This is a genomic window from Pseudomonas sp. DC3200b2, assembly GCF_049895785.1.
Lineage (GTDB): Bacteria > Pseudomonadota > Gammaproteobacteria > Pseudomonadales > Pseudomonadaceae > Aquipseudomonas > Aquipseudomonas massiliensis.
In genome coordinates this window covers 47580-69154 of sequence record NZ_JAFCTA010000010.1, presented here as the reverse complement: position 1 = coordinate 69154, position 21575 = coordinate 47580, and the positions used below count along the sequence as shown (strand labels likewise).

At 54.7% G+C, this 21575-nt stretch carries 21 protein-coding genes; 8 read left to right on the top strand and 13 right to left on the bottom strand.

Annotated features, from left to right (window positions below; genetic code table 11):
* From ACP691_RS20875 to ACP691_RS20865, 3 genes are all read right to left on the bottom strand, one after another.
* A partial coding sequence (locus ACP691_RS20875; protein WP_426154081.1) for a conjugal transfer protein occupies positions 1–264 on the bottom strand: 264 nt, incomplete at its 3' end.
* Positions 264–983 carry a lytic transglycosylase domain-containing protein gene (locus ACP691_RS20870; RefSeq protein ID WP_426154075.1) on the bottom strand — a complete coding sequence of 240 codons (720 nt, stop codon included), beginning with the start codon at positions 981–983 and terminating at the stop codon, positions 264–266. The genes ACP691_RS20870 and ACP691_RS20875, both read right to left, overlap by 1 nt.
* Before the next feature lie 396 nt (positions 984–1379).
* Positions 1380–1595 (bottom strand): transcriptional regulator, encoded by a 216-nt coding sequence (locus ACP691_RS20865; protein ID WP_426154073.1) that lies wholly within the window; start codon positions 1593–1595, stop codon positions 1380–1382.
* 88 nt (positions 1596–1683) lie between these two features.
* Here ACP691_RS20865 and ACP691_RS20860 point away from each other — a divergent pair, with 88 nt between their 5' ends.
* Positions 1684–2349, top strand: coding sequence for a LexA family protein (locus ACP691_RS20860; RefSeq protein WP_426154071.1), 666 nt, complete (start codon positions 1684–1686; stop codon positions 2347–2349).
* Between the two features lie 446 nt (positions 2350–2795).
* Here the strand turns inward: ACP691_RS20860 and ACP691_RS20855 are convergent, their stop codons facing one another.
* The 4 genes from ACP691_RS20855 to ACP691_RS20840 all read right to left on the bottom strand — a co-directional run bounded on the left by ACP691_RS20855 (position 2796) and on the right by ACP691_RS20840 (position 8053).
* Positions 2796–3722, bottom strand: coding sequence for a ParB/RepB/Spo0J family partition protein (locus tag ACP691_RS20855; protein ID WP_426154069.1), 927 nt, complete (start codon positions 3720–3722; stop codon positions 2796–2798).
* A gap of 131 nt (positions 3723–3853) precedes the next feature.
* Positions 3854–4984 carry an AAA family ATPase gene (locus tag ACP691_RS20850; protein WP_426154067.1) on the bottom strand — a complete coding sequence of 377 codons (1131 nt, stop codon included), beginning with the start codon at positions 4982–4984 and terminating at the stop codon, positions 3854–3856.
* 1249 nt (positions 4985–6233) lie between these two features.
* Positions 6234–7406 carry a tyrosine-type recombinase/integrase gene (locus ACP691_RS20845; protein WP_426154065.1) on the bottom strand — a complete coding sequence of 391 codons (1173 nt, stop codon included), beginning with the start codon at positions 7404–7406 and terminating at the stop codon, positions 6234–6236.
* Positions 7407–7417: 11 nt separating this feature from the next.
* A complete protein-coding gene (locus ACP691_RS20840; protein ID WP_426154063.1) occupies positions 7418–8053 on the bottom strand; it encodes a hypothetical protein in 636 nt (211 codons plus the stop codon).
* A gap of 314 nt (positions 8054–8367) precedes the next feature.
* Here ACP691_RS20840 and ACP691_RS20835 point away from each other — a divergent pair, with 314 nt between their 5' ends.
* The 5 genes from ACP691_RS20835 (at position 8368) to ACP691_RS20815 (ending at position 13202) form a co-directional block, all read left to right on the top strand.
* On the top strand, positions 8368–9339 hold the full coding sequence (locus ACP691_RS20835; protein ID WP_426154061.1) for a DNA-binding protein: 972 nt from the start codon (positions 8368–8370) through the stop codon (positions 9337–9339).
* 158 nt (positions 9340–9497) lie between these two features.
* Entirely contained in the window at positions 9498–9833 is a 336-nt protein-coding gene (locus tag ACP691_RS20830) for a hypothetical protein (RefSeq protein WP_426154060.1), read from the top strand.
* 194 nt (positions 9834–10027) lie between these two features.
* Positions 10028–10780: a hypothetical protein gene (locus tag ACP691_RS20825; RefSeq protein WP_426154058.1), complete on the top strand. Its 753-nt coding sequence runs from the start codon at positions 10028–10030 to the stop codon at positions 10778–10780.
* 447 nt (positions 10781–11227) lie between these two features.
* On the top strand, positions 11228–12214 hold the full coding sequence (locus tag ACP691_RS20820; protein ID WP_426154056.1) for a hypothetical protein: 987 nt from the start codon (positions 11228–11230) through the stop codon (positions 12212–12214).
* Between the two features lie 211 nt (positions 12215–12425).
* Complete coding sequence (locus tag ACP691_RS20815) at positions 12426–13202, top strand: abortive infection system antitoxin AbiGi family protein (RefSeq protein ID WP_426154054.1); 777 nt, start codon at positions 12426–12428, stop codon at positions 13200–13202.
* 281 nt (positions 13203–13483) lie between these two features.
* On the opposite strand, the gene ACP691_RS20810 is transcribed toward ACP691_RS20815, so the two are convergent.
* From ACP691_RS20810 to ACP691_RS20785, 6 genes are all read right to left on the bottom strand, one after another.
* The gene (locus ACP691_RS20810) at positions 13484–13939 is read right to left on the bottom strand and encodes an HNH endonuclease (protein WP_426154052.1); all 456 of its coding nucleotides are present in this window, start codon (positions 13937–13939) and stop codon (positions 13484–13486) included.
* A gap of 831 nt (positions 13940–14770) precedes the next feature.
* Positions 14771–15127, bottom strand: a complete 357-nt coding sequence (locus ACP691_RS20805) for a hypothetical protein (protein WP_426154050.1) — start codon at positions 15125–15127, stop codon at positions 14771–14773.
* A gap of 163 nt (positions 15128–15290) precedes the next feature.
* The gene (locus tag ACP691_RS20800; RefSeq protein ID WP_426154048.1) at positions 15291–16004 is read right to left on the bottom strand and encodes a TraX family protein; all 714 of its coding nucleotides are present in this window, start codon (positions 16002–16004) and stop codon (positions 15291–15293) included.
* Positions 16005–16087: 83 nt separating this feature from the next.
* The gene (locus ACP691_RS20795; protein WP_426154046.1) at positions 16088–17461 is read right to left on the bottom strand and encodes a heavy metal sensor histidine kinase; all 1374 of its coding nucleotides are present in this window, start codon (positions 17459–17461) and stop codon (positions 16088–16090) included.
* Positions 17458–18141, bottom strand: coding sequence for a heavy metal response regulator transcription factor (locus ACP691_RS20790; protein ID WP_426154044.1), 684 nt, complete (start codon positions 18139–18141; stop codon positions 17458–17460). Before ACP691_RS20790 ends, ACP691_RS20795 begins: the two co-directional genes overlap by 4 nt.
* 232 nt (positions 18142–18373) lie before the next feature.
* Positions 18374–18571, bottom strand: coding sequence for a heavy-metal-associated domain-containing protein (locus ACP691_RS20785; protein ID WP_426154042.1), 198 nt, complete (start codon positions 18569–18571; stop codon positions 18374–18376).
* A 157-nt stretch (positions 18572–18728) separates the two neighbouring features.
* Between ACP691_RS20785 and ACP691_RS20780 the strand changes: the two genes are divergently transcribed.
* Both ACP691_RS20780 and cueR read left to right on the top strand, forming a co-directional pair.
* Positions 18729–21113: a heavy metal translocating P-type ATPase gene (locus ACP691_RS20780; RefSeq protein WP_426154040.1), complete on the top strand. Its 2385-nt coding sequence runs from the start codon at positions 18729–18731 to the stop codon at positions 21111–21113.
* On the top strand, positions 21110–21508 hold the full coding sequence (gene cueR, locus ACP691_RS20775; RefSeq protein ID WP_040259175.1) for a Cu(I)-responsive transcriptional regulator: 399 nt from the start codon (positions 21110–21112) through the stop codon (positions 21506–21508). The genes ACP691_RS20780 and cueR overlap by 4 nt, the downstream gene beginning before the upstream one ends.
* The last annotated feature ends 67 nt before the right edge of the window (positions 21509–21575 follow it).

Genomic DNA, 21575 nt, shown 5'->3' with positions numbered 1-21575 from the left:
CAGCACACCCATTTGTTGCAGGTAGTCCATGAAGGTGTGGGACCGATCGCCGGTGGAACGGGCGATCATCCACTGGACACCCGACCACATCAGGGAACACAGACCCAGTGTGCCCGCCAAGGCATACATACCCAGACGGATATTGGTGCCCCATTCTTGGAGCGTGGCTAACCAGTCAGCAGAGGCAAAGCCCGGCAAAAGGGCGACGGCTACCAGGAAAATGCACAGTTCAGTTTTGTTGGGGGCAAGGCTTCGCTTGGTCATCATTGAGCTTCCTTAACAGGGGTTGGGGTTTCTTGCGGAGTTGAAGCGGGAACAGCGGTTGAAGCGGGCAGAACGGGTGGAGCAGAAACCGGGGCCGGGGGCGGATAGCGTGGGTATTGCCGGAGCACGTCCCAGCTTTCGTACACCGGTTGCACGGTGGTGACAGGCTCAGCGGTTACGCGTTGTAGCCGGCTTTGTGCGGGCTGAGCGCTGCCGCCTTCGAGGGCCGGTACCGCGACGGTGGTCGCGTCGGCGTTGGCCAGCACGCGTTGAACGTGGCTGCTGCCGCCAAAGTCGGCCTCGGTCTGGAAGCCGCGTGTGAGGTTGCCGCTGTAGTAGCAGGAGATCGCCTTGCGCAAGGCGCCTTGCGGGTCTGGATCGGCCTCACTGGCGGCTGAATAGCAGTCCTGGAGCAACTGCGCGGTCATGCGCAGATTCGTGCAGGGCTCGAACATGGTTTCGGGGTGGCTGACATCGAAGTGCTGCCGGTTGATCTGGCCCAGGCCGATGCTGAAATTGGCGCCCTCCCCTACCAGCTTTTTCACCGTCAACACTGCTTCATCCAGGCTTTGCGGCTGACGCGGCAAGACCTTGCCGACGACGCCAATGGCCCAGGGATTGAAGGAGGATTCTGTTTTGACGATGGGGGAAAGCGTGGCGGGGTGTATCGAGGGTGCGCATTGCATAGCCAGAGCCAGGAAGGCACTGGTGGTGAGCATTGCGGTTTTTCCTTTGCTGCGAGGAGAGAGATTTCCTAAATGACCTACCGGGAGGACATTTGGGAAACCCCTCTCATTGCCGAAAAGGCGAATCGAGAGGGAGTTTGATAAATGACTTCGACCGCGACCGCCTGTCCGCCGAATAACTCGTTTGGGGCTTTACGCTGCGCACCCTGGGCCAGTTGCCAACCCTCTGAGCCGTCGAGGCCGACTCATCGCTGCCTTGAAGCGAGGCCGGCGTTTATCCGGCAATCGAGGCTGCCGGTTCGCAAATACGATCCAAAGCTAGCCACGGACCAAATATAAGATACCTTATTAAACATGGCAATAATTTTCCTTATAAACAACCCTTTGATCGTGAAATTTTCTTCCGCGATGGCAATATCTATAAGCGGATCAGGTTTTTGCAGAGCATTTCGTACGCTTGGGGAGGCACAAATCGCGTGCGGTGACCTTACCACCTGTCAGTTCTTCGGCTAAGAAAGCCTTGGCCGCGCTCATCTGATGGATGCCGGATACCCAGTACGACACAGCGGCTTGAGTGACACCGAGGGCAGAGGCCGCTTTGGCCTGGCCGCCAAAAAATGCGACAAGCTGCTGGATAGGGGTCATACGGGGCAGTCCTGATAAGAATAGTTATAGCCTAATTATAAGTTTTATTTTTTGCAACGCTAATAAGCAACCTTATAAGATAGAAAAAATGACCAACCTAGCCGACAGACTCAAAGCCGCACGAGCGCACGCGGGGCTATCTCAAGGTGAGTTAGCTAAAGCTGCGGGGGTCAAGCAGCCTGTGATTTCGCAGCTGGAGACCGGAAAAAATGTAGGCAGTACCTTCGTTGTGAGCATCGCGAAGGCATGTGGAGTGAGCCCTGAATGGCTAGTGAGTGGCAAAGGGAGCATGGAGCTTGATAGCTCCGGTTTCGATGCGAACGTGGAACCTGCTCTTGCCCCCGTAAAATTTTACGAGTACCCGGAAATCAGCTGGGTGCAAGCAGGGAAAGCCATGGAGGCTTTAGTGATCGGAAACATAAAAAATTTTGAGAAACATCCGTCAGACGCTTGGGCTGGGACAAACGGTTTTTGGCTGAAGGTGAAAGGCCCTTCTATGACGTCTCAAGGCGGCGTTACATTTGCCGAAGGTATGCTGATATTGATCGCTCCCGGCTTCGACGTTGAAAGCGGTCAGTATGTGGTTGCCAAGATGGTGGATACCGAAGAGGCGACCTTCAAGCAGCTCTATAGAGACTCGGGAAAAACGTACCTTAGGCCCTTAAATCCTGCATACAGCACTATCGAAATAGATGAGCGGTGGCAGATTGTAGGCCGAGTAGTGGATGCTAAATGGCCAAGATCAGTGCTTTGACTCGGACATCCACACTCTTCAATGTTCCTTTGCCAGCTGATCCGTGGGTCACCATGCACATTGGATCTCGCCAAGTGAGCTTATCTAACTGATCAAGGGGCAGAGCTCTACACCGCTCTGGCCCCTCTGCGCTCACCCTGCCCTAGCCTTAGGTGCTTGGGCACTCAAGCTTCAGAGCTTTTCCTCGGTATGGTTCCCTGCGCTCGGTGTTGCTACTAGCAACACCCATTTGCTTTAACCAAGCTCTGTCCAGCCGGGAAACTGATGAGAGCTAGTAGGAGCGTGACGCAGGAGTTCGGGTGCTAGGCCCCTTCTTCCACAGCGCCATTTGCCAGTCGCCCATTGTTATGTTGGAAAGGCAAAGCTCGTTTAGCACCAGTAAGTGCCGTTGCCTGCGCGCCTCCTCCCTAAGGGCTACATAGAGAAATATTGATACTGGATAGACATTACTCCGGCGCAGTGTTCCCTACATCCCGGGGATCAATGCTTGCCAAAAATGCCTCTATTCGTTGCATAAATTGGGACGGGTCTATACCCTTTTCGCAACTAAACTCGATTTTCGTGCCCGTTCTCCTAACAGTCCCTAATCCCTGAAAATTTTTCGTTTCTACACGGACAGACGAAGCTGGACGTAGTTTTCTGCCAATTTCCCTCAGCGCTGCTACCTGCCCCACTCCCTTTTCTACCATAAGCGTCTTAACAACGAGTTCGACTGCTTTTCGGTCTTGTTTGGCGTACTCGACAAACTGCTTCGCATAATTGGAAGTAATTAGCTCAGGATGGTCCTTTAAAATTGATTGAATAGATCCAGGCAGCTCTATAAGTTGCAAACAGCGACTTATTGTCGATCTGTTGATCCCGAGCCGGGCGGCGATAGCTCCCTGGCTACGCTCTTCTCCAGTTTCTAGCAACCTGGCGTAGCCTAACGCGCTTTCATAGTCAGTAAGCGCTTCACCTGTGTTGTCGCTCAGCGCAATAATCATGGCGTGGGAATCAGTCATAGATTTAATGACTGCGGGTATCGTCTTCCAGCCTAGTTCCTTAACCGCTCTAAGCCGGCGCTCCCCTCCGACCAATTCGTATCCTCCAACCTTCGGACGAACAATAATCGGCTTTCCTAAACCAATAGCTTTGATAGATTCTCGCAGCTCCCTGAGCTTGCCCTGGTCGAATTTAAGCCGTGGCTGATACGGCGAAAGCACAATGTCCTCTACAGAGATATCTTTGAGGACGAGCTCAGATTCCTCTAGCGCCTCACCAATTTGCGCTAGCATCGCCGATCGGCCGGAGGGACGAGACGGGTCTGTCTGTGGGATCAGGGCTGGGCGACGAGTGCCTTTCAATGGATTACCAGGAAAATCGGTTGATTTCATGTCGTGGTCACCATGGAAAAAGGTGTTGCTAGTAGCAACAGGTAAAAATCATAGAATTCGTTGCTGATAGCAACGCTCGGAGGAACTCAGGCGTTGCTACTAGCAACACCAAAGGACCTGTAGGGATTAGCTCAATGGCTCCCGATGTCTCGGATTTTGGCAATGACTTCCTCGAAAACCTTGCGAGCTGGATCAAGGCTTTTTGTAGAGGCGCCCTTCCAAAGCAGTAATGGAACACCGTTGTTTAGCGACTTCGAGTAATCCTCACTGAAGTAGATTTTTTCCTCCGTAACGCGGTTTGGAAACAGGGAGTTCAGCCGAGCTAAATTCTCCTGTAGCGCTGTCCTGCCTTTGAAAAACATCGTTGGGATTGCAAGCATATCCGGAGCGAAGTTGTATTCCTCGGCAAAACGAGCGCACCAGTCATTTAAGCGAACCAGAGCACGACTTGAAAACTTGTCCATCCGAACAGGGCAAAGGAGCAAATCGCTCGCTGCCACAGAGTTCTTGGTCAATCTCGACCCTGCTGGGGCATTATCAAAAATTATCAGGTCATAATCAGAAAGGTTACAGCCTGAAATCTTCCCGCTAATCGCGAGCTGTATCCATTTGGCATACCTCATATCGGGATTTGGGGATACATCGAGCGCTATTACCAAATCTTCCATGTATGCATCTGCTGGGATCAGATGTGGTCCATATTCGCCAAAGGGTTTTTTAATGACCTGGTCTAAACCCTTCGCTTCGAACGAGCGCATCTGTAGGTGCGGGGCAATGAGGTTTCCCAAATGTCCATCTACTAGCCGGTCTAGGGGTATCCCAAAATTCTTGAGGTCCTCAGGAGCTAAATCCGGGTCATAACCCAGCATAGAAGATGTGTCCCCCTGGGGATCGTTGTCAATGATCAGAGTTTTTAGACCTGAAAATTGCGCAGCAATACCAAGATTGACAGCAGTGGTCGTCTTAGCAGTGCCCCCCTTCTGAACAAATATGGACACTACAACCTGCCGAGCGAGCCGTTTCGCGTGTCCCAATTCACGCCGTAATGCAGATATTCTGAAGATATCAGATGCTGTGTACATTCGGGCACTGACGGTGCCACGGGCGACCCTTCGGATCTCGATGTCATAGTCCCGCTCAATATCCATCAACCTACGAGGGGTTAAGCCAATACAGTTCGCTGCGAACTGGGGCTGGTACTCCAAGGTGCTGAAATCGATATAGCTTGGCGTGTCTTCATGCAGATCTAGATCAGTAGCCATCAGGGTTCGTCCTAATCAATGATAGGACGATTGTAATTCCGGAATCAATTGCGCGAAACCATAATTTCCGGTTTTGGATGGTTTTTTCACCAGAATCCGGAATTTCCTGTGTCGAGGGGTGTTGCTAGTAGCAACGCTAGCAAGCCAGGGCCCATTTCCCGGATACAGACCGGGCTTGCTCGATTTAAGAACTGCTGGCAATCGGAGAAAAGCGAATCAACCTAGCAGCGTGTGTGGGCGGCAAGATTTGGCTATTTCTTGATCTACTCCTGGATTTGCCAGTTAGATTGGGAAGGGGGCGACCATACAGCGCTTATCCACAGACTAATCCCCTATTTTTGTGGATAGCACGTAGAAATGCTGCGTACGGGAACCGCACCAGGATGAGAGCGGTGGTAGGCTGAGAACCCACAAGCACAGCGCCGCGCTGCGGCTAAACACATGGTATGTCGAAGAAAGAATAGATGGCGGACAAAGGATGAGAGCGATATCGGTTGAGGAAGCCGCCCAAATCTGCACAACGATGAATGCCCCCTGCGTGCGCTATGCGCAGCGAGTCAGGTTCTTCTTCTACTCGTGCAAGGAATGCCTAGCCGGAAGCGCTAGCTCTGCTATGACTCGCCGTTTAGATATGATTTTGGACTGGGCGATTCATCATCGAGAGGAATGGCACGATTGCTGTTGGCAACTGCTGGTAGAAGCCGTATTCCTAAATGTGCTGCACCGGGACGATTGCGACTTTTTCCTGGCCCAGCTGATGCTCTGCGTACCAGACAAGGAGGACAAACCTCCCGCCCCTTCGGTCAGAAGGGCAGGGCAACCCAGAGTCTATTGAGAAAGATGCCTGGATACTTCAATCGGCCGCCTGCTGCCAGCCCCCCCACATTCATACCTTGATCCATAGCTCAACCGAGCTGCTGAAACCTCACATTGTTGAAGCTCAACTTTCACAACCAAGGGAGACGATGCTACCGCATTGCGCGATGCCTGCACTCTGGTTATGCGCACGGATCAGTCTGTTGCGGGCCTGGACGTACTGGTCAACTGGCAGGCCCTGCTGGTTGAGCGATTCCATGGAAAGCTGAAACCTGACAAGGCCCGGAACTTTTCCATACTGAAGTGCACGTGCAACAGCATTTCCACCAGCGGCGGTAGCTTTTCGGTCCGCACCCGAGATGTGGATAAAGCGAGCGCTCTCAGTAGGGAGGGGCCCGGTAGCGGCGCTTGGCTGGCCCTTGGGCATACAGGCTTAAGCCGTACAGCCCGCAAGACTCGAAGGCGTCATCAAGGCCTGACTGACCCGAAGATGTAGGTCATCCGCTTCCGCATGCAGGTACCGGCTGGTCGTGTCCATCCGTGCATGCCCGGCCAACGAGCGCACCATCACCAAATCGCCAGTGGCCTGCGCGAGGTGACTGAAGCACGAGTGGCGCAGCCAGTGAGTCGTCGCCTCGGCTAGCCGTTCGGCCAACTCAGGCTGTGCCCGGGTTCGCGCCAGGTCGGCGGCGCGTCCCATGATCTCGATCATGGCCTTAAGGACGGTGCTGTTGCTGGCTCTTTTGAGCTTGCTGTTAGCCGCCATCAACAAAGGCGTGTCTTCGCCCGGCAGTATGGTCAAGGGCAGACCAAAGGCGACCCGGTACCGCCCGAGCTCTTCGTACAGGGCTTCCGAGATGGGCACTTCGCGCCGCTTGTTGCGCTTGCCATGAACCATGAGCCACAGGTTGCCACTGGCGGAGCGGCGTACGGTGCCCATGTCGACGGCGGTGGCTTCAAAGGTCCGCAGCCCGGTCAGGTAAAACAGGCTGAACATGAAATGATCCCGCGCCCGCTTCAGCGGATTTTTTGTCGCCGCGATGACCTCGAAGGCCAGCGCGATGCCCTCCGGGGGCAACAGCCGCTTGATCATCGGATCGATCGGCGCCTCGGGTTTCTTGACCAGGGCCACGGGGTTGCCCTTGAGCCAACCGCCCTTGACCATCCAGCTGTACAGGCTGCCCAGCTGGACCAGGGCGTAGCGCTGCGAGGCGGGGCTCAGCGGGCCGGCGAACGGACGCCAGTCCGGGTGCTGCCGCGGCCGCTTTATGCTTGAGACCCACACCGAGGCCGGCTGCGGGTCTTGCAGGAAGCGCAGGTACGCACGCACATCCATCACCCCGATCTGCGACAGCTGCTTGCCCCGCACATGCAGCGCCCAGAGGATGAAGCGCTCCACTTCCTTGCGCATGGCGCGCCGGGTCTTGGGATTGTCGGTGGTGACCTCCAGCCAGATGGCGGCGGCCTCGATGTCGGAGTGGGCCTGGACTAGGTCGGGTAGGACTCGCGCCTCGTCCGTCTCGTTTACCGAGACGGCCGGCCGCACACGCTCGAGCGACACCGTCTGCTGAAAATCCACCGCCTGCGGCACGCCTTCGCTATTCACAATGCTTGTCATCAAAAGCCACTCCGGGTCTTGCCGGTAGAGACAACCCAGTCATCCATCTGCGTGGGGGTGAGCCATAGCGTGGCGCCCTGCGGGGCTTCGCACAGGTATTCCTCCTGCACCGCGCCGTCTTCGTCTACGCCGACCCGCGTGTCGGTGACCACCAACACGGTACCTTCGGCGGCGAAGGTGCCGATCTCGCTGACCACGACCAGTTCTGAATTCACACCCACATAGTCCCGATAGCGAAAGCCATCCCCAGGCGGTGCAAAGGATTCGAATTCGTCGTCCTCGTCGTCCCAGGCGAACGGGCGTGGTGCAGAAGAAGAGGGCTGCGCGGGGTCAGCTTCGGCGACCGGTACAGCAACTGGCGCAGCGCGCGGCCGTGGAGGGTGGAGCTGCAGTCGAGCAGCCGTGGCCGCGGCGCGCTCACGTCGGGTCAGCAAGGGCAAGGCACGGACCAAGTCATCCCAGCGCAATTCCCGCTGGGGGTCGGCCGCCACCCGGCTGAGGGTTTCCGGACGCACGTCCCAGCGCACAGCAGCATCGGCCATCCGCCAGCCACGCTGGCGAATCAGCGCCTTGAAGTCAGCCGGGCTGAGGCGGGCAGGGCGCAGGAGCGAAAGACCGAGATCAACTTGATCCACAGCGCATGTTTCCTTACTTCAAGCTACTGAAAATAAAAAGATAACGTTATCTATACATCGGCTAACGTCAAACCGAGCTACGCCCAAGACTACCGGTTACCGGCGTACCAGGCAAAAAATTCGTGATAATGGGAGGTAATCACGAATTTTTCGTAGTTACGATATTTTTCATATCATTTGCAGTAGATATATAATTCAACCGAAACAGCCGGACTTTTGCGATTCTGGCCCGTTCGAGGCCTAAAACTGGACCCAAACCCTGCAAAATCGGGCACCGTAAAAAGCCCTTTAAACCGTGACCCTGGAGCACTTTCGTGAATACGACCTCTACCGTTCGCAGCGGCCTGCCGAAAACCCGTGACCTGGTGCGCCATTACGCCGGACAGTTGCTGGAGGCCGGCGCCGAGGTGTCGGTCACGGCCATCCGTGCGCGGATCCTCGAGGAACACGGCGTGAGCGCCTCGCCGAACGTGGTCGGGGACGAGGTGAAGCAGTTCTGGGCGCGCACCGGGCCGTTGTTGAATGCGCGGCTGAAGCGGCCGGGCATTCCCGAGGCGGTGGGCCAGGCCCTGGACGCGGTGTGGGACGTGGCGCTGAACGAGGCCACCGCGGCCTATGCGATCGAGCGCTCGCACTATCAGGAACAGGCCGAGCGAGCGCAGCGCGCCGCGATGGAGGCGCGGGCGGAGGCGGAGCAGGCGACGGGGCGCTTTGCGGACCAGGAGCGGCAGATTGCCTTGCTCACCGAGCAGGTGCAGCGACTGAATGCGCAGCTGGACCGTAGGCAGGCGGAGCACGAAGCCCTCAAAGCGGAGCTGGTCGAGCTGACCGCGCAGTATCAAACACAGGACCAGCGCCACCGCGACGCCTTGGACCGCGTCGGCACCACACACCAGGCGGAGCAGGAGCGGCTGGCGGCCACCCATGCCGCCGAGCTGGCCCGGCTGCAGGCCGTGCACCAGGAAGAAAACGCTGCGCTGCGCGCCGAAGTCAGCCGCCAGGCAGATATCTTCGAGAGCACCTCCAACCACCTGATGAAGGAAACCAGCCGGGTGCGCGATGCGGCCCGGCTGGAGACCGAACGGCTCACCCGCGAGCTGGCGCAGAGTCGCGATATGGTCGATCGGCTGCGGGTTCAGCGCTCGGACGCCAAGGAGGAAAGTGCCGGGTACCGCGCTCAGGCGGACAGTGCCGCGGCGCAGTTGCAGCAGCTGCAGAAAGCCCATGAACGGCTCGAAGCGCGCTATGAGGCGCTGCTGGTGGCGAAAGCGGAAGGGCAGGGGTGATGGGGACAATCGGTAGAGGAAGGGTATTTGTGAAGCGACTTAAACGGCAGCCGCTGACTGGCGCGCCGTTTGACCATTCGCCACAGGGGTGGTCTATGATCCGCCGCAGCCCCCGCGCGAGCGCCAGGACGTGCTGAAAACCACAACATCGAGACCCTATGAACGATCTGACTGAAGAAGAAATGCGCCGCGCACTGTTTGGCGCCGCGGAGTCGCCTGCGCCCACGCATGTCCACATCCCCGATCCCATGGAGGCCATTCCGGACGTGATCATTGTGCCGCCGGCGGCTTCGGCGGAGAAACAGAAGGTGGACAAAGCGTTTACGCCGCGGCTGAAGGTCACGCTGCGGGTGGGGAATGTCTTTGAAGGCGAGACCGAGGAGCTCGTGCATGAGGCCGATACGCTGAGCACCCTGCTGGCGGAGCAGGAAGCGGTGAAGGCGGTGCGGAAGAAATTTCGGTATGTCGAGGTGGTGTCGGTTGACCCGAAGTGAGGTGGTACCGTTCGGATCGCTCCTGAAGCGGGCATATCACCCAGGTTCTGCCCGCCACGGCCGAAAACGCTGCAGCACCGACTGCCGGATAGCGCCTGGCATCGGCATTACCGATATCCCATCGATCGCCCGATTAGCATCCCGCCGCGGCGTGGACGCAGCCTATCAACACTGCCCACAGACAGGAGAGGGTGATGCCACGGCATAACCGCCCGGAAATCATCGACAGGGACCGGCTCGCTTCACCGTTGACGGCGCTGGAGCCGCTGACGCCACGTCGGCGTTCACCGTCGCGCCTGAATCCGGCGTTATGGATCGGAGGACTGACCGCCGTCGTAGCCCTTGGCGTGAGCTGGACGCATCTCAAGACCTATTGGCAACCTGAGCTCTCCGCTCCTGCAGCGCCGGCCTTGCCCACCCGTCCCGTTACTCGCCCAGCGCTCCCCGTTAGCGTGCCTGCGACGCCGGTCGCTTCGGCCCCGGCGCGCACCGGGGCCCGGCCTCTGGCGGACTGCCTGGCGGGCAGCACCGTGATCAATGAAGAAGTGATGCGGTGCCGCTTCGGCGACGTACCTCCTCCTGGCGTGGAGGCCCAACCACGGCAGGGCCTGGTGTCGGCGGCGTATCTGGCGAACTACCGGGCCGAGCGCGCGGCACGCCCCGTAAGTGACCGTAGAGAACATGTGAGCGGAACGGAAACCCAGCTGATCCGAGGCTGGGACGGCCGCGGAAACTATTGGGCTACCTGGGACGTGGTGGACAATGAGGTAGATGCGTCGAGCGTGTGCCGTAATCACCGGCAGGGCTCGATCGACTACCGCGAATGCCGCAAGGCGGCCAAACAGTGGTTCAAGCAGCAGTGCCGAAGCATGCAGAGTAGGAGAGGTAGCGGTGACTCCGAAAAAAGGCGGTATTGCTCGGCGGCGTCATTCAGTCCGATGGGATGACAGCAGCGGCGCTCGCTGCCAGTCTGCATTGCTAAAGTGAATCATGATCCCGTCAGTTGGGAACGACCCCTACCGAACCATAGCTGCCTCTCGCGAACGACAGCAACCGGCCAAAAACGGACGTTCGACTGCATGCGCTTGCGACCCTGAGCTGACCGTGATGCTTAGGGTCGCATCTTACAAGCCGGTTCTCATACCAAAATCTTTTGCTTGGCTTAAAGACGTGCGTCGGTTAATACTCTACATACTATCATTTTTTGTAGTTTGGGGGAGTCAAGGCTGTGCTGAGTGATTGTAGAGCGACTGGTGCTTTCTTTTATAACCACTTTTATTGGGCAGGAGATAAATTTTTGCACCCACTTGCAGAGTGTTTACTAGCAGGTAAAATCGAGACAACTAAACAAACTGCAGATGCCGGCCGTCACTTCGATGCGGTTTGGAGATTAAATGAAAATTGATTTTCCTACTCAGTTAGACAAAAATTATTTAGATCCTTTCTTTGAACGGCTGCGCGCGGTCGAAACACATCCTGATAAGGTGACAATAAACTTCAGTACATTAGGATTTTCTACGCCAACGTCAATGCTGGTTTTAGGAGTGGTCTTACGCAACTGGGTTAATCATCGTAAATCTTTAGGATTGGAAACTTGGCGATCTGGATTGAGCGACACCAATCAGGCTCACTCATACCTGATGCATTTAGGTTTTTTCGATTTCATTAATATTCAAGCGGGGAAGTTGGTCGGCGAAGCAGCGGGGTCGCAAACATATTTGCCTATAACCATCATAGAGAAACCACAGGATGCCGCCAAATTCGGCGACCTCGAAGCTTGGTATGAGAGCATAATTCAGATTTCACGTAGTCTCGCCGGAGTTTTAGCCGGATCCCATGACGACAGTAAGGATCTGAGGATTTATTCTTATTCAATTAGAGAAATAATTAGGAACGTTTTTGAACACTCTGGTGCAAGCCGGTGCTTCATATGCGGTCAGCGATGGGGAAATGGTGCTGCTGAGTTTGCAGTCGTTGATGAAGGGGTGGGCGTATGCACTACATTACGGACGGCATATGATATAAAAAACGACGAGGAAGCTCTGGTTACGGCCATTAATCCGGGTGTTAGTCGCACCGCTGGACTAACGAAAGAGGAAAACATCTATGACAACTCAGGCTTTGGGCTTTACGTATTAAGTCAATTAGGAAGCAACTTTGGATGGTTCATGTTGGGAAGTGGGCAGGCTAAGGTTATCGGTTCGGAACGAAAGATTACTGCGTCGGCTTCTTCTTTTGAGGGAACCTACGTAGGCGTTCGTCTAAACAAAACACCGTCGGATGTCCATGGTCTACTGGATGACATCATCAGCGCCGGTGAAGCAGAAGCGAAGCTCTCGGGGAACGAAAGAAAAGCATCTGCTCTATCTAAGTCAGAGTGAAATCTGGCGGTTTTTTTCATAAGTATGTCCGGGATTTTGCTGGGTGTTGCAGAAGCGAAGTTCTGATATGGACACCCTGGATCATATCGAGAGCAATTAAGGATGCGATTACGCGAATACAACAGGTTTAGTGCAACGACCTGATACAGGCAGCCTTCAGTCTAAAGTTTCCGTTTTATATTTTAAAGCCGATGCTCATTGTTTGTGATTCATGATGCTAGGCAAAGAATCAATTCGGAAAATCAGTAACATGGGATCAAAATCACATACGTTATTTCATTTCACGGATAGTACTGAAACCCTAGTAAAAATTCTTCGTACAGGATTTTGGCCTCGTTATTGTTTAGAAGACTTCAGGTGGTATAACGAACAGCTAGGTTATGTTGCCTATCCTTTAGTTAGTTTTTGCGATATACCATTAACAAGAATAAAAAATCATGTGAACTTTTACGGTGGGTTCGGCTTCGGAATGTCTAGAGACTGGGCCATCCGGGCGGGCTTGAACCCTGTGATATATTTGTCTGAAAATAGCGCACTTAGATACAGTATATTGAACTTAGCTCAGCCTGAATGCTTCGTGCATCCAGCGCAGGTGCCAAAATTCATTGATCATTTATTCGAGCTGTTAGCTCTCATAAAGCCTTCAAACGGTAAAATGATGCGCTCTGGAGGGGGAGAGGCAGACAAGGATTTCTATTTGGAAAATGAATGGCGATTTACGCCAACTCTTGCTCAAGGTCGAAAATGCATACCCGTTCAAAAATTTGAAGTAGAACAGGATGCTTATAATAAACATACATTTGATAATTGTCTTCTGCGTTTTGACATTAAAGACATCAGCTACGTGATAGTGCAAGAAGAAGCGGATAGAATAGTGTTTTTGAATATATTGAATCAAATGGAGGTTGATGGAGAATATGATAGCGCTCAGCTTCAAAATTTGAGATCTAGTGTTATTTCTTTGGAACGAATTGAGAAAGACTTTTAGAGTTGATGCTGAGTATGTGAAACATCCGAGTAGCTTTACAGACATAATGAGCGTCTGTTCTGTCCGAAAGCAGCCCCTTCCGAACGGCAGCTATGGGTCGTTTGCTGCCCTCCACGAAAAGCAGCTTTGAATGGGTAGCTGCCTGCGTCAGGAAGCATCTAGCCAGACGCCTGATTGAACATAACACCCGATCTCCCAATATTCCAGGTACGTTTACGTTATGGGAAATCAAATATGCTACGCATAGCAGCCAGTCCTGTAAAACCGGAATACGTCCTAAATTATTCCAGAAAAATCATTGCTTTGGCTTCGGAGATTGAAACCCATTCTTTTTTATTAGATATAGCTCGATGAAGTAATCGATGACAGTTGGCGCAAAGCAAAGCTATGTCTCTCGCCTTAGTCTGCGTCTCGCCGATAAGGCTAAGCGGGATGATATGATGGCATTCAAAAAGAGAATCGCGTAACATTGGATTGATACTCTCACCATCGTAGCCACAAAGGTCGCAGACTAAATTCCCCTGCTTCATACGCTTAGCAATCACCTCCTTTCTCAAGCGATGGCTACGCTCTCGACGAAGATGTACTTTAGTTGCTAGTTTTCCTTCAGCAAACTCTTCTTCAACCTCAAACTGCGGAATCTCGTCAACTTTTATTATACTAGCTCGAATAATTTTAGCTAATTCACTTGTTCGCTTCGGGTTATGGCCGAGCTCCGTCCATACCTCACGATCCATTTTGAGGTATTTTTCAGGCCGGTGCCGATGTTAACGCTACGAATATTTTGTAATTTGAATGCCACCCCGTCCGGATTTCGAAATGAACTCTTACGAGCTTCTTGGCTATGGTGCGGAAAAGATCTCAATACGGTAGATAGCTCAGTCACTCTTTCATCAGCCGGACCTAGAATTTTTCCGTTACATGATTGATAAAGCTCCAGCGCCAGTATGACCTCTTCACGTGCCCAATCAGGGTTGCCGTGCCCTTTCGTGACTGCCATGCAACACGTCCTCTAAATTAATCTTCGGAATCTATATGTAGACATAGCTTATCAAAGCGAACCGACGCCGTATTCATTTTGTCTGCCTCCACACATACCGTCTCGAATGGTATCGGCAAATTCTTGACCTCTGAGTCGTCAGGCGTTTTGGCTGCCAATCGAAGCCGCTCATCGAGCAAGAATCTTGCCTCAAGATGAACCCCGCTTCGTCCGGCTGCATCACATGATAGGAAACCTCATTTTTGCTGTGGCCTTGGATAGTGAGTTTAATCCAACGATAGGGCTTCGGTCGCTGGCTTTGATGGCCAACAGAATCTCGCGGCCCAGCTCCTTGCCGAGCTTCCTCCGAAGTTCTCCGCCCTATGTATGATAAAGGACATTATCATACATAGGTGCAACCCTGGAGCGAGCGCCGAAAAGAAATAGCCGTCAAGGCCGAAGCCTATTGACAAGGTACATATTTGATGAGTGAGGGCGACAGCGAGCGAGGAGGGGAGGGGAGGGGAGGGGAGGCTTAACGAGGAACTGGTGGAGCCAGTCTCCGTCGAGGACTGGCTAAGGCACTGGATCAATAAGCGCGGGGCTGGCCAACTCGACGATACTGACGGGCAGGCGGCCTGTCGTTTTTGCCCGGCGTGCAGCGGCCTAGGTGCGACAAGAAGAACTCATGATCACTGCTATGCAGTGCGTTTAGTTCGACGGCCTGCGAAAGTACCAACTTTATGCTGTCGTGCCATTCCTGATTTTGAAGCACAGCGACGGCTAAGACTTGGTCGAGACGCTTGACAATGCCCACTCTATACTGACCGGAAAGCTGTTCTTTGCACGCATAGATAAAATAACGAATTCGTTGTTGGTACAATACGTAGGGATCACCCATATGCTGTGCAAAGCTATCACGCTGAATTGAAGTCAGAGGCAGCATCTTCTTCTCCCTAAAGTATTTATCAGTTAGCCTTGAACATACTACCTAAAACAAAACAGGCTTTCAATTAGAGCCTAACTGCACCGTACTTTATTTATCTGACTCTAGTCAACATTGCTCGCACTAGGCGTTCGTGCGACAGCATTTATTCCATACGCGTCCACTACAAAATCTTTACTAGCTTTATGGCCAACAGATGCGCAGGGTAGAAGAAATACCCCCAACGACCAACACGCCCTACTCGAAATCTTAAACTGGTATTTGCAAAATGTAAGCCAATCAGCGGGGCAAGAAAGGTAGCTACCCAGATGGCCCAGACAAACCCGCGTGCATCTCCCCGCATTACCCAGACATTACGATTGTTTGCCGCGACACACACCAACGCTGCGATAAGGGGCCAACAGGCTTTATATTTTAGGGCCATAAGTAATATTCCTGGCAACAGTACGCCATAGACGCCGTACATCAGAGAGGAATGAAGAGCCACGGCCAGCAACGTAACGCCTATGGACAGAAACAAAGAGGGCTTTGAGCGATAGTGAATCCCCCAGGCGACTAGCAGGCCGAGCATGAGTGTCGGCATGATATTCGTAGTGCTGGAGGACCAGTCAAGCCAGCGATAGGGGATTTCTGAAATGACAGTGAATGCTATCAGCCACATAAGATAGCGGCTATTGGCGTCCGTAATCATGGAATCGCTAGGTGCCCGCGCGATATTCATTGCCATTGCTAACGAAAAAAATGGAAACGCGAACCGCCCAAGAATAAAAAGACCCTCAGCTTTTGGGAAAAGATACCTGAGGTGATCAACCAGCATACTGGCCATGGCAAGCCATTTTATGAGGTCTTGAGCAGCATTGCGGCCCCCATGTTCCATGTGATCCCTTATAGCTTTATCAATTCCTGATTACCTATCTCAAGATTTCTATGAGCATCGCTTTCTTTGATTTAAAATATGAATCAATTTTGCCGTGGAAAAACAAGTGTAAACGTAGTCAGGTGTTCGTTTGATTGACAAGATATTTGACCACCGTGCGCCTGCATCAACGACCGGGCAATGGCAAGGCCCAGTCCAGAGTTTCCTGACCCTTCCCTTCTTGCTGGATCAACCCTGTAAAAACGATCAAAAATACGCTCAACATGCTCTGCAGATATTGCCGGTCCGGCATTTTGGACCGCTAGCTGAATCGTGCTCTCATCCCTCCAGATATTAACCTTTATAGTCGTTCCCGCCGGAGCATAGCGCAGGGCATTTGAAAGAAGATTCGATACAACCCGGTCCACCATGACCGCATCCGCAACTACTTTACCCTGTCCTTCCAGGACTAGATTCACACCATTATCTTCAGCTAAGAGCTCATAGTAGCCAAAGAGTTTTTTTACCGCATCGCTTAACTCGAATGACGAGGCGTTTGGCAGTACCAAACCGTTGTCTGACTTGGCCAGAAAAAGCATGCCATCGATGATTGTGGAAAGCCGGTTAAGCTCCTCTAGGTTCGAAAACAGATTTTCTTCGTACGCATCGGGCGTGCGTTTTTTGGCCAGGATCACCTCGGCGTGGGTCCTGAGATTGCTAAGCGGGGTCCGCAATTCATGGGCAATGTCCGCCGAAAAATTGGACAGCCTGACAAACGACTCTTCGAGCCTTGCGAGCATGGAGTTGAACGCAACTATCAACTCCCGTAACTCATCCGGCACCGGCTCAAGTGGTATTCTACTTTTCAGTGAGCCTGCCGACATCGAGGCCGCAACCTGCGTTACCTGGGCGACCGGTTTCAAGCCGCTTTTGGCCACCAGCCAGCCGAGGAGGGCGCTCAATACTGCGCTGCCTAGCAGAACCACACCGAACCACCATTGCAATAGTGCAAAGAAATGCATGTGGGTGGTCACGTCCAGGATTAACCAGACCGTGAAGGTTTGCCCTCGGGCTGTTTGCACCGCTTTGGCGGTCAAACCACGGTAGAGATGGTGGCCATGCCCCCACTCCCAGACGTCATCGCGCAATTTACCGTCATCCAGCGACGGAAGCTCAAGGTCAGGCGGGGCTGAGAAAACAACCGACCCGTCTGATGCCAGGACTAATGCGGATAGATCGGGGTGTGCGCTCAGTAAGGCGCGTAACTGGAGCTGAATACCTGATGGGGCTTCTGCGCTTTCGCTGCTGTTAAGGATTAGCCGTGTAGCTTCAAGCTTCTCGACCAGTGCTTGTTTATCCAGGGCTCTGAAGTGATGCCTGCTCAGCTCGTTGAAAGCGGTGCCCGCTACGACCAGCACGGCTACGACTGAAACCACGAACATGATGCTCAAGCGCAGCGTCAATGACCCACGCTTCATACGTCTTCCTGAGTATCGAGCATATAGCCCATGCCACGCGAGGTGTGAATCAGCTTGGTTTCAAAACCGTCATCGATCTTGGCGCGCAGCCTTCGGATGGCCACTTCGATCACGTTCGTGTCGCTGTCGAAATTCATGTCCCAGACCTGAGAGGCGATGAGCGACTTCGGTAGCACTTCGCCCCGTCTGCGCATAAGCAGTTCGAGGAGGGCAAATTCTTTTGCGGTAAGGTCAATTCGCTTGCTTGAGCGGGTGGCCCTACGCTTGAGCAAATCAACCTGAAGATCACCTATCTGCATGGTTGTTTGGGTCTGGGCGGTACTGCCCCGACGCAACAGGCTTCGCACGCGTGCCAACAGTTCCGAGAAGGCAAAAGGCTTTATCAGGTAGTCATCAGCCCCCAATTCAAGTCCTTTCACCCGGTCATCGACCCCGTCTCGTGCCGTGAGAAACAGCACGGGGACAGACTGGCCAGCGTCGCGCACGCTCTTGACGACTGCCCAGCCATCGAGTCCAGGCATCATCACATCGAGAATAAGCAGGTCATAGGTTTCGCTTAGTGCCTGGTTTAGCGCTTCGGTACCGGTCATTACCCGATCTACGCTAAATCCAGCTTCGATCAAGCCTTGCTGCAGATACATGCCGGTTTTAGGTTCGTCTTCAGCCACCAACAGTTTCATGACAGCAACCTCATTTACAGATGAGGTTTAGTCTGCCGACAAACCGATAGGTTTGGTGCCACCTTACACAAATGTAATCGGCCAATCAGGCGCACGTCAGCTGCCAAGGGCTAGTCTGGGCTCAGCTCCCTTCAAAGACCTCCGCTCCTTGGTCTCCGGCGCCTGTTCAGGCGCCGTTTCTTTTGCAAAGAACCGTCTTAGGAAAGCCTGAACCCAAGGGAAGGACAGGAAATCAGGAAAGCTCAGCGGGATAGCCTTTTTCCTGGATTGCTTCGAGCAGGGCCTGCGCTGGCTGGCGGCTTTGAACCTGTACGGTACGGCTTTCCAAGTCCACATCGACCATGGCCTCACTATCCAAAGCCGTGACCGCTGCGGTGATCGATTTGACACAATGACCGCAATTCATGCCTTGCACGTTGAACTGATACATAGCGTGTCTCCAAATCATGGGGGGCAGCGCTACTTTCAACGTTGACACGAGGTCAAGGTCAAGCCCCTTCTGTTCTGAAGCGTTAGGCGCGGTTGGAGGTTGACCTTTACATGAGGTCAAGGTTGATCCTCTACTCATTGGTAACGAGGAATCCGCCATGGCTGAGTTTAATCTACCTATCCAAGGGATGACCTGCGCCGCGTGTGCCGGTCGCGTCGAGCGTGCACTGAAGAAAGTGGCCGGCGTACAGGAAGCCAGTGTGAACCTGGCCAACGAGCAAGCCCGAATTCAAGCGCCGCAAGACGCCATGCCGGCTCTACGTGAGGCGATTACCCGCGCCGGCTACGTAGTCCCGGACGAAACCCTCGTATTAAGCATCACCGGCATGACCTGTGCCAGTTGCGTTAGCCGTGTCGAACGGGCCTTGCGCAAAGTGCCCGGCGTGGGCGAGGTCAGCGTCAATCTGGCCACCGAACAGGCCCATGTCACTGCCGTAGCAGGCACGTCTGTACAGGCCTTGATCGCCGCCGTAAAAGACGCGGGCTACCAGGCTCAACCTTTCACTACCAACGTCCCAGCCGCTGTAAATACTGGACTCACACAGGAGCGCTGGGCGTTGATCGCAGCCTTGCTGCTGGCCTCTCCGCTCGTGCTGCCCATGCTGCTGCAACCGTTAGGCATTCACATCATGTTGCCGGTGTGGCTTCAGTTCGCTTTGGCCACACCGGTGCAATTCCTGCTCGGTGCCCGTTTTTACCGCGCCGCCTGGAAAGCGCTACGGGCCCGCACTGGCAATATGGATTTACTCGTCGCCCTGGGGACCAGCGCTGCTTATGGCTTGAGCGTCTACCAAGCCGCGACCGCTGTGCCCGGCCATACCCCCCACCTTTACTTGGAAGCTGCAGCTGTCGTGATTGGTCTGGTCCGTCTGGGCAAATACCTTGAAAGCCGGGCCAAGCGGCAGACCGGTGAAGCCATACGTGCGCTTCAGGGGTTGCGGCCCGAGCGCGCCCTACGTCTGGAAGCTGATGGCCGTGAGCAGGAGGTTGCGGTGGCTGACTTACGCCTGAAAGAACGCGTACGGGTCAGGCCCGGCGAGCGCATCCCGGTGGATGGCGTCATTGAGACAGGCGACAGCCATGCGGACGAAGCCCTGATCAGCGGCGAGAGCCGCCCGGTGGCCAAACAAGCCGGCGACAAGGTCATTGGTGGCTCCATCAACGGTGAAGGCACGCTGATCGTCCAGGTCACAGCCCTTGGGGGAGAAAGCGTACTGGCGCGGATCATTCGTCTGGTTGAAGACGCGCAGGCGGCCAAGGCCCCCATCCAACGCCTGGTGGACAAGGTCAGCGAAGTTTTCGTGCCGGTGGTGCTCGGCATTGCCCTGTTAACGCTTGTGGGCTGGCTGCTGGCAGGGAGCGACTGGGAGACGGCGCTGATCAACGCTGTAGCCGTACTGGTCATTGCCTGCCCTTGTGCCTTGGGCTTGGCCACTCCAACTGCAATCATGGCAGGCACCGGCGTTGCCGCACGTCACGGCATCCTGATCAAGGATGCACAAACCCTGGAAGTCGCCCATGCCGTGCAAGCGGTGGCCTTTGACAAGACCGGTACCCTCACCTCAGGGGAGCCCCGCCTGGTGCATATGGCGGTAGCTTCGATCCCCGAGGCCGAGGCCTTGACGCTGGCGGGCCGCTTGCAACGAGGTAGTGAACACCCCCTGGGTAGCGCTGTTCTGGCGGCCTGTAGCGAACGCGGCCTTGATTCCCCAGCAGCTGACAGCGTCCGTGCACTGCCTGGTCGTGGCGTCCAAGGCTCTGTCGAAGGCCGGCAGCTTGCCCTGGGCAATGGCCGATTGCTAGAAGAGCTGGGGCTCGACCCAGGCGCATTAGCAGAACAAGCTCAGCAATGGGACGCCGACGGCCGGACCTTGTCCTGGTTGATCGAGCAAGGCGCTGCGCCCAGGGTGCTTGCCTTGCTTGCGTTTGGCGATGCGCTTAAGCCCGGCGCCCAGCAGGCTGTAGCGGCCTTGGCAGCACGTCAGATCAGTAGCCACCTGATTACCGGGGATACCTGGAGCAGTGCCCGGCAGGTCGCTGCTCAGACGGGCATTGAGAACATTCATGCCCAGGTACTGCCGGCCGAAAAGGCGGCCGTCGTGGCAGGCCTCAAGGCGAAGGGCACACGGGTGGCCATGGTCGGCGACGGTATCAATGATGCGCCCGCCCTGGCGGCTGCCGATGTCGGCATTGCCATGGGCAGCGGTACCGATGTGGCCATGCATGCTGCCGGAATCACCCTACTGCGCAGTGATCCACGACTTGTACCGGCAGCGCTGGATATCGCCCGGTGCACCTACCGCAAAATCCGCCAAAATCTGTTCTGGGCCTTCGTCTATAACGTGATCGGCATCCCATTGGCAGCGTTCGGTCTGCTCGATCCGGTTTTTGCCGGCGCAGCCATGGCCTTTTCAAGCGTAAGCGTGGTGAGCAATGCCCTGCTGCTCAAACGCTGGCAACCGGCATTGGAGGACACACCCTGAACATCAGCCAAGCTGCACACGCCAGTGGGCTGACGCCCAAGATGCTGCGCTATTACGAAAGCATTGGTTTGCTTGAGCCTGCCATACGAACAGCAAGCGGTTATCGCCAGTACCGGCCTGCCGATCTGGATACCCTGGCTTTTCTCAAACGTGCTCGAGACCTGGGCTTTTCCTTGGAGGAAGTCGGCACCCTGCTCGAACTGCAACGCGACCGACACCGTGCCAGTGCCGACGTAAAAGCGCTGGCCAATGCTCATGTGCAGGACTTGAACCGCAAAATCGAGGAGTTCATCAGCCTGCGCGATACGCTGCAGGCCTTGATCAATGAATGCCAGGGCAACAACGATTCTACCTGCGCCATTCTCGACTCGCTGGCCGGAGTCGAGGGCAAATAGCGCAAAGCCCTGATGTCAGGCCAGCCAGCGTGTTAAGCCAGGCGCCCTGCACTTGCGGTACCTACGA